Source organism: Streptomyces sp. NPDC002044 (genome assembly GCF_040296725.1).
Taxonomy (GTDB): domain Bacteria; phylum Actinomycetota; class Actinomycetes; order Streptomycetales; family Streptomycetaceae; genus Streptomyces; species Streptomyces antarcticus.
Genome location: NZ_JBEOXU010000333.1, coordinates 1 through 1094, shown reverse-complemented (window position 1 = coordinate 1094; position 1094 = coordinate 1). Strand labels below are relative to the sequence as shown.

The 1094-nt window shown below is 70.6% G+C and carries 1 protein-coding gene and 1 pseudogene; both read right to left on the bottom strand.

Annotated elements, in window-relative coordinates; all coding sequences use genetic code 11:
- Positions 1–802, bottom strand: a pseudogene (locus ABT106_RS32025) (MAB_1171c family putative transporter); the annotation flags it as partial.
- Between the two features lie 40 nt (positions 803–842).
- The coding region (locus ABT106_RS32020; RefSeq protein WP_502979548.1) for a hypothetical protein at positions 843–1094 on the bottom strand (252 nt) is incomplete at its 5' end.

Below are 1094 nucleotides of genomic sequence, written 5' to 3'. Positions count from 1 at the left end.
GCTCGTGGACACCACCGGCTATCGGGTGCACGCCGCCCGGCACGCCCCGGGCAGCCCGCCACCGTGAGCCGATGCCCTGTCCGATGGGCGGGAGGAGGAAACCGGCGGATACGAGGAAGGCGCTGAAGCCGGCCAGGGAGAAGGCGACGTTGGTGCTCAGCCAGTCCAGGTCGTGGCCGAGCCAGCGGGCCACGATCGCCGTGTACTTCAGGAGGTCGTACGCGAAGGTGCACGCCGCGCCGGCCGCGATGAGGATCAGTCCGGCCTTCAGCGTGCCGGGGACCTTCCTGGACCAACGCCAGCTGAGGACCACCATGGTGACGGCCGCCACGCTGTGCGCCGCCAGGTACAGGAGGATCATCTCGCGGATCCAGGGCGTGCCGGAGTAGTACGTGTCCAGGTCGCGGAGCCGCTCGACCGGTGCGTCGCCCAGCGCGAACAGGACGCAGATGGCCACCATGACGGCGGCGTAGGCCGTCAGGCACAGCCGGGTCTGCCGCAGGGTCACGCGCGCGTCGTCGTTTCCCCGCCAGTGGATCAGCAGCACGATGGTCACGCCGTCGAACGCGGTCAGGATGCTGTACACGATGGGTGCGGCGATGTTCGGAACGCCGAGCGCCTCGTTGATGGCCGCGAGGTTCGGGGGAGCGGCGGTGACGAACAGGAGCGCGCCGACGAAGAGGGTCGCGATGACGGCCCACAGCAGCGGGTCCCGCGGGCTCTTCCTCAGCGCCCAGACCTTGATGGTGGTGGCGACGAGCAAGCCGGCGGCCGAGCACAGGTACGCCGTTCCCGCGTTCACCGACGGCTTCCGTGCGTCATGGGGGAGGGAATGCGCATGATCAATCGCTCTCTGAGGGGGCGCCGCCGACGAGGAGACCGGAGTGGTGGATCTTGGAGAACTGGATGCTCAGGCGGGCGAGCCCGTTCGTTCCGGAGACGCGGGTGGGAAGCGCGCCGCCCGGCTCCAGCGTGAACGGCGTACGGCCGGAGTCCGGCTCCCGGGATTCCGCCGCCCGGGATTCCGCCGCCCGGGATTCCGCCGCCCGGGATTCCGGCCCCAGGGATTCAGGCCGCGCGGACTCAGGCCCCCG